Source organism: Parapedobacter lycopersici (genome assembly GCF_040395035.1).
GTDB lineage: Bacteria > Bacteroidota > Bacteroidia > Sphingobacteriales > Sphingobacteriaceae > Parapedobacter > Parapedobacter lycopersici_A.
Genome location: NZ_JBEBRB010000102.1, coordinates 1 through 7411, shown reverse-complemented (window position 1 = coordinate 7411; position 7411 = coordinate 1). Strand labels below are relative to the sequence as shown.

At 50.4% G+C, this 7411-nt stretch carries 6 protein-coding genes; all 6 read right to left on the bottom strand.

The features are described 5' to 3' along the window. Positions 1–63 precede the first annotated feature (63 nt). Genes ilvC through ilvE form a run of 6 tightly spaced genes read right to left on the bottom strand, consistent with a single transcriptional unit; the run spans position 64 to position 7069 of the window. Positions 64–1545 carry a ketol-acid reductoisomerase gene (ilvC, locus tag ABWO75_RS13025; protein WP_353186214.1) on the bottom strand — a complete coding sequence of 494 codons (1482 nt, stop codon included), beginning with the start codon at positions 1543–1545 and terminating at the stop codon, positions 64–66. Positions 1546–1558: 13 nt separating this feature from the next. Then, entirely contained in the window at positions 1559–2038 is a 480-nt protein-coding gene (locus ABWO75_RS13020) for a DinB family protein (RefSeq protein WP_353186212.1), read from the bottom strand. A gap of 12 nt (positions 2039–2050) precedes the next feature. Further along, entirely contained in the window at positions 2051–2641 is a 591-nt protein-coding gene (ilvN, locus tag ABWO75_RS13015) for an acetolactate synthase small subunit (RefSeq protein ID WP_257659038.1), read from the bottom strand. Between the two features lie 60 nt (positions 2642–2701). Beyond that, positions 2702–4453 (bottom strand): biosynthetic-type acetolactate synthase large subunit, encoded by a 1752-nt coding sequence (gene ilvB / locus ABWO75_RS13010; protein WP_353186209.1) that lies wholly within the window; start codon positions 4451–4453, stop codon positions 2702–2704. A gap of 25 nt (positions 4454–4478) precedes the next feature. Then, positions 4479–6176: a dihydroxy-acid dehydratase gene (ilvD, locus tag ABWO75_RS13005; RefSeq protein ID WP_353186207.1), complete on the bottom strand. Its 1698-nt coding sequence runs from the start codon at positions 6174–6176 to the stop codon at positions 4479–4481. A gap of 2 nt (positions 6177–6178) precedes the next feature. Continuing rightward, positions 6179–7069, bottom strand: coding sequence for a branched-chain-amino-acid transaminase (gene ilvE, locus ABWO75_RS13000; protein WP_353186205.1), 891 nt, complete (start codon positions 7067–7069; stop codon positions 6179–6181). Positions 7070–7411: the final 342 nt, after the last annotated feature.

Here is a 7411-nt window from a genome sequence, read left to right as displayed (position 1 = left end):
TCTATAGGTGTCAATACCCGGACCGGTTTCAGCCACTGCTTTTACCGGTCCGGGACAGGGTTTTTAAGCCGTTTTTATTGCCTTCATTGCGGTCATGGCTTTGCGCAGCACGGCGCCAACTTGTTCAACCGGATGGGTGCGGATGGCCTCGTTCACAGCAATCAGTGCCTGATTGTCAACAGCCAGGTCCTTACCGTCATTGAAATTCTTGCCAATAATATCCGTATCTACCGTTTTCATAAAGTCGGCCAGTAATGGCTTACACGCATGGTCAAACAGGTAACATCCATACTCTGCGGTATCAGAAATAACCCGGTTCATCTCGAACAGCTTTTTACGTGCAATGGTATTGGCAATCAATGGCGTTTCGTGCAATGATTCATAATAGGCCGATTCCGGTTTGATACCAGCCTCAACCATGGTCTCGAATGCGAGCTCAACACCACTTTTGATGTACGCTACCATAAATACGGCGTGGTCAAAGTACTCCTGCTCTCCGATTTTAATGTCGCCGGCAGGTGTTTTTTCAAAGGCTGTTTCGCCGGTGGCCGCACGCCATTCCAATAGTTTTTTATCGCCATTTGCCCAGTCTTCCATCATGCCCCGGCTGAATTCGCCGCTCATAATATCATCCTGGTGTTTTTGGAATAGGGGACGCATGATCGTCTTCAGTTCTTCCGAAACCTCGAAGGCTTTTATTTTGGCGATGTTGCTCAACCGGTCCATCATCGCGGTAATACCTCCCTGTTTCAGGGCTTCGGTGATGACTTCAACACCGTATTGAACCAACTTGGCGGCGTAACCGGGCTCGATACCCTTTTCGATCATTTTATCAAACGACAGGATTGACCCGGTTTGCAACAGTCCGCACAGGATGGTTTGTTCTCCCATTAAGTCGGATTTGACCTCCGCTACGAATGATGACCGCAGCACGCCCGCTTTATGGCCGCCTGTACCCACACAGTAGGCTTTTGCTTCAGCGAGGCCTTTGCCCTGCGGGTCATTTTCCGGGTGAACCGCAATCAGTGTCGGCACACCAAACCCGCGTAGGTACTCTGCCCTTACCTCTGAGCCCGGGCATTTGGGGGCAATCATAACCACGGTAAGGTCCTTACGGATTTCTTTGCCCTCTTCTACGATATTGAACCCGTGCGAATACGAGAGCGTAGCGCCGGCTTTCATCAATGGCATTACTGCGTCGATGACGGACGAGTGCTGCTTGTCTGGCGTAAGGTTACTAACCAAGTCTGCCGTGGGAATCAATTCCTCGTACGTGCCAACGTTAAAATGGTTATCGGTGGCATTCTTCCAGGAATCACGTTTTTGTTCGATTGCTTCCTTGCGAAGGGCGTAGGAAACATCCAGTCCGCTGTCTCTTAAATTGAGGCCTTGGTTAAGGCCCTGAGCACCACAGCCCACGATGACGATTTTTTTGCCTTTTAATGCGCTGACACCGTCAGCAAATTCGCTGATGTCCATGAATTCAGCGACGCCTAATTGGTTTAATTGTTCTCTAAGGGGGAGGGTGTTGAAATAATTTGCCATTGTTCTATCTATGTTATTGACTTTTTTGTTCGTATACTGCTTTTTTAAGTGCATTTGCATAACCCAGGTGGAGATTGTCGTGGGCAAGAGTCACCGTTAGCACTTGCTCAATTGTATCCATTTCGAGCCCATACGTGGCAGTGGAATAAGGAGTAATCGCATTGAAAACACCTTTTTGGTAGTCCTCTTCAATTTGCCGAATAGACGCTATTGCCTGTGACTTCAGGGTAGCGAGCTCTTCTGTGGTGATCGCGTAAGTCGGCACCGTGCCTTTCGCATATGCGCTCTCAAACGGAATTTCCCGATCCGGTTGCACATTGGTCCTGCGGTAGCACAGCCCTTGGGTGCTGACCACAATGTGACCGAAATTCCAGCCGATATTGTTCCGGAACCCGGCCGGAATACGATTGATATCTTCCAGCGTAAGCCCATCCAGCAGTTCGATGAAGACCTCGCGGGTACGGATAATGTATTTAATGGGGTTAAATTTCATAACAACGTAACCTTACATGGTAAATACTTTATCCTGTTTGTTTAAGTACCGGTTTTCCACCACTTCGGCAGCCGGCTCCGATTCCTCAAACTCCTTTAGTTTTTTGTGGAAACCTTCGCTGTCTTTAATGATCGCAATACGGGCACTCCGCACAAATTCGATGAGCTGATACTCGGCTAACGCAGCGGTGAGTGCATCAATCTCTTCCCGGTGCCCGGCGGTTTCAAATACGGTATAATCGTTCCGTATCACTACAGCACTTGCCCCATAACGGCGCAACAGCCGTTCCACCGGTGCCTTTTCCGTAACTACCTCTGTCGGTACTTTATAAAGGGCCTGTTCCTGCCAGATGATCTCATCATTGGTGTTGTAATAGGCCTTCAGGACCTCTACTTGTTTTTCGATCTGGCGGCAGAGTTTGCGGACAACATCTTCGGTTTCATGAATGACGATGGTAAACCGATGGATCCCTTCCGCTTCGGAAGGCGACGTATTGAGGCTCTCGATGTTGATTTTCCGCCTCGAAAAAATGATGGCGATCCGGCTAATCATGCCGATGGTATTTTCCGTGTATACCGTAATCGTATATTCCTGTTTTTCCATGATCTCTGGATTTAATTGTCTCGAGCTAGTTGAGCTTTCGCATTGATGTGCAATCCTTCGTTATTTCAGCCTGATTTCGGAAACGCTGCTGCCCTGGGGTACCATTGGGAACACGTTATTCTCCTTGCCTACCATCACCTCGAGCAGATAGGGTCCGTCGTGTTCGATCATCGCGGTCAGTGCCTGCTCGAGTTCCGCCCGTTCGCGGATGCTGTTTCCCGCGATGCCGTATCCTTTGGCAACGGTTACATAATCGGGACTGGTAATGTTGACAAACGAATACCGTTTGTCGTGGAAAAGCTGCTGCCATTGGCGTACCATGCCCAGGAATTCGTTGTTCAGGATCAGGATTTTCACCTTGGCGCCAAACTGCATGATGGTACCCAGCTCCTGGATGGTCATCTGAATGCCGCCGTCTCCGATAATGGCTACTACCGTCCGGTCGGGCGTTCCGTACCAGGCGCCGATGGCTGCCGGGAGCCCAAATCCCATAGTTCCCAGGCCTCCAGAGGTAACATTGCTTTTCGACTGGTTAAACTTCGCGTAGCGGCAGGCAACCATCTGGTGCTGGCCAACATCCGTAACAATGACCGCATCGCCGCCCGTCAGCTCGTTGAGTGTGCGGATTACCTCACCCATTGTCATAATCGGCGTAGTAGGATTTAGTTCCTCTTGGATGACTTCCTTTATTTCCTCGCTTTCCAATTTACGGAAGCGCGACAGCCAGGCATCGTGTGTTTTGGCATCCACCTGCTCCGTCAGCAGTGGCAGCGTTTCCTTGCAGTCGCCCCACACCGGAACCGTGGCTTTGACATTTTTATCAATTTCCGCAGGGTCGATATCAAGATGGATGACTTTTGCCTGTTTGGCATACTTATCCAACCTGCCGGTAACACGGTCGTCAAAGCGCATCCCAATGGCGATCAGTACATCACATTCGTTAGTCAGTACGTTTGGCGCATAGTTGCCATGCATGCCCAGCATGCCCACGTGCAGTGGGTGATGGGTTTCCAGTGCGCTGAGCCCCATTACGGTAGCTGCGGCAGGAATACCCGTTTTTTCAATAAATGCCTTGAATTCCGCTTCTGCTTTGCCCAGGATAACGCCTTGGCCAAACAGGATAAAAGGTTTTTCCGCGGCATTGATCAGCGCTGCCGCCTGTTCAATATATTCGGAGCGTACAATCGGCTTCGGACGATAACTCCGGATGTGGTTGCAGACCTTATATCCCGGATAATCAAATAGCTGAAGCTGGGCATTTTTAGTGATATCAATCAACACAGGTCCCGGACGTCCGGTACGCGCAATGTGAAATGCCTTAGCCAGCGCTGTCGGAATTTCACAGGCATCCGTTACCTGGTAATTCCACTTGGTCACCGGTGTCGTAATATTGATCACATCGGTTTCCTGGAAAGCATCGGTACCCAGTAAATGAGCAAATACCTGGCCGGTAATACAGACCACCGGGTTGCTATCAATCATGGCGTCGGCTAACCCGGTAATGAGATTGGTAGCCCCTGGACCGCTTGTGGCGAAAACCACTCCTACACGGCCCGAAGTCCGGGCATAGCCCTGCGCCGCATGGACCCCGCCCTGTTCATGGCGGACCAATATGTGTTTCAGCCGGTCGTTGTAGTCATACAGCGCATCGTAGATGGGCATGATTGCCCCACCCGGATAACCAAACACGGTATCCACCCCTTCGGCCAATAATGCTTCGAGCACAGCTTGCGAGCCGCTCAGTTGCGTTGCCCCGGCGATTGCTTCCTGCTTGCCGTTTGAGGTGTTTTTTGTGATTTCCAGCGTGTTCATGTCATTCGTTCTTTTGGTTCGTAAATTAACATTCATCCGTTACGCAGCCGGCTGCCGCATCGGCTACCGTCTTCGCATATTTATACAGTACTCCCCGTGTTACTTTAAGTGCAGGTTTGGTCCATGTCGCACGGCGCTCGGCGATCACCTCGTCCGATACCTGCAGGGTAAGCGTGTTATTTATGGCATCGATAACAATCGTATCGTTGTCTGCTACCAAGCCAATGAGCCCGCCCTCGTGCGCTTCAGGTGTGATGTGACCCACCACAAAGCCATGTGTGCCGCCGCTAAACCGGCCATCGGTAATAAGTGCCACACTTTTTCCCAGTCCCGCACCAATAATAGCCGAGGTTGGTTTAAGCATTTCGGGCATGCCTGGTGCTCCTTTGGGCCCTTCATTTTTGATCACAATGACGTCGCCGGCCTTCACGCGTCCGGAAGCGAGTCCGGCAATCAGGTCCTTTTCGCCATCGAATACACGGGCCGGTCCCTCGAAGCGTTCGCCTTCCTTGCCCGATATTTTGGCTACACTTCCTTTTTCGGCGAGATTACCATAGAGGATCTGGAGATGTCCCGTTGGTTTGATCGGGTTATCCAGCTCCCGTACGATCGGCTGATCAAGTTTATTGATCGGTGTTACGTCGGCCAGGTTTTCCGCAAGCGTCTGTCCGGTTACCGTGAGGCAATGGCCGTGCAATAGCCCTTCGTTGAGCAGGTACTTCATTACCGCCGGCACTCCTCCGTAATTATGGAGGTCCTGCATGAGGTATTTGCCACTCGGTTTGAAATCGGCCAATACCGGTGTGGTGTCGCTCATCCGCTGGAAGTCGTCCTGCGTAATTTCAATGCCTACACTTTTTCCAATGGCGATGAAGTGCAGTACAGCATTGGTGCTCCCGCCGAGTACAACAATCACACGCAGTGCATTTTCAAATGCTTCGCGGGTCATGATGTCCGTGGGTTTGATGTCCCGTTCAAGCAATATACGGATGTATTTCCCTGCCTCAAGACATTCTTTTTGTTTGTCTTCGCTTACTGCGGGGTTGGACGATGAATACGGAAGGCTCATGCCCAATGCCTCAATGGCTGCAGCCATCGTGTTTGCGGTGTACATACCCCCGCAGGCGCCCGCACCGGGGCAACTGTTCTTCACGATGCCGATAAAGTCCTCTTCGGAAAGATTGCCGGCAATTTTTTGCCCCAATGCTTCAAATGAAGAAACGATATTAAGATCCTGCCCTTTATAATGTCCGGGGGCAATCGTCCCGCCGTATACCATAATCGACGGTCGGTTGAGACGGCCCATGGCCATAATGGAACCGGGCATATTTTTGTCGCATCCGGGAATGGCAATAAGTCCATCGTAATACTGCCCCCCGCAGATGGCCTCAATGCTGTCAGCAATAATATCGCGGCTCACCAGGGAATAACGCATGCCATCGGTACCATTGCTCATGCCGTCACTGACGCCGATCGTATTGAACACCAGCCCCACCAGGTCGGCACCCCATACGCCTTTTTTTACTACCTGGGCGAGATCGTTCAGGTGCATGTTACAGGTGTTGCCATCGTAACCCATGCTGGCAATGCCCACCTGGGCCTTTTGCATGTCTTCATCCGTTAGCCCAATGCCATAGAGCATGGCCTGTGCAGCCGGTTGGGTTTTGTCCTGCGTAAATACTTTGCTGTATTTGTTTAGTTCGTTTGTTTGTGTAGTTGGCATGATTATATGATCACTTCGTAATTTTCCTTTTCAAGCGTAAGATTTTTATACGCCCGTTGTATCGTAGCGCTTAATGTATCAGTCCATTCCGCCGGATACCGGACATCGTCAATGGAAGCAACGCCGGCGATTCCTGTGGCGGTGCCTGTCAGAAATGCCGTGTCCGCCTCCCGGAGCTCCGCCGGTGTTATTTTTTTCTCTACAACCTCAATGCCGAATGCGGCGGCGATCTCCAGTACCGTCTGCCGGGTAATGCCCGGAAAAATATGCCCGGTATCCGGCGTATACAATATGCCGTCCTTTTCTATAAAGAGGTTGTTGCTGGATGCCTGCGCCACATATCCGTCACTATCCAATAAAAGGGCTTCGTCAAATCCCCGCCGGGAAGCCTCGTTGGTCGCCACGATGGATGCCACATACTGGCCGGCTATTTTGGCAGCCGGGGGAAGTGAATGTGGGTTCGGCCGTTGATAGGGCGACAGCGTGAGCCGGATTAGCTCCGTGCCCAAAAACGGTCCCCACTCCCATGCGGATATAGCCAGATGTGCTTCTTTGGCAGGCATCAGGTACATGTTATGCCCGGTTATTACCAGCGGGCGGATATAGGCGCTCCGCAGGTTATTCTTCTCCAGCAGGGCATATGTCCGATCAACCAGCTGGCTGGTATTCCAGGGGAAGCTGATGCCGACCAGTTCACAGGAGTGGCGGAGCCGGTCATAATGCTGCTCGGCCTTAAACAGGCGCGTGCCGTTGTGTGTATTATATGCACGGATACCGTCAAGCGCGGCATACCCATAGTGCAGCGACTGTCCGAACAGGTCGATCGTCGCCTGGTCGGCCTTGACGAACTCACCGTCTAAATAAATCCATGTATCTTTGCCAAAATACCTCATGACCCGTTTGTCAAAATCACGGTTTGCTTACTGCTGAAATTACCAAATTATGTGGTTTGCTTTGTTGTCCAAATCCCTTCCTGTATTCGACTTCATTAAGATATGACGATTAAAGGGAATAGGCAATAGCCAATTGACAAATTTTTAATTCAGAATATTATTTCTTATTAACCACATTATACAAATAAATATTCTTAAAAATAAGCTATTTTAGCTATTTTGTGATATTAATTGTAGACCAAAACCACTTTTGGTATTCGGTTCATTTTCTGAACGAACGAATCCAAAGCGTGAAATTCTGCGTAAAATCAGGTGCCGGACAAAAATATTGTTAAAAAAAGC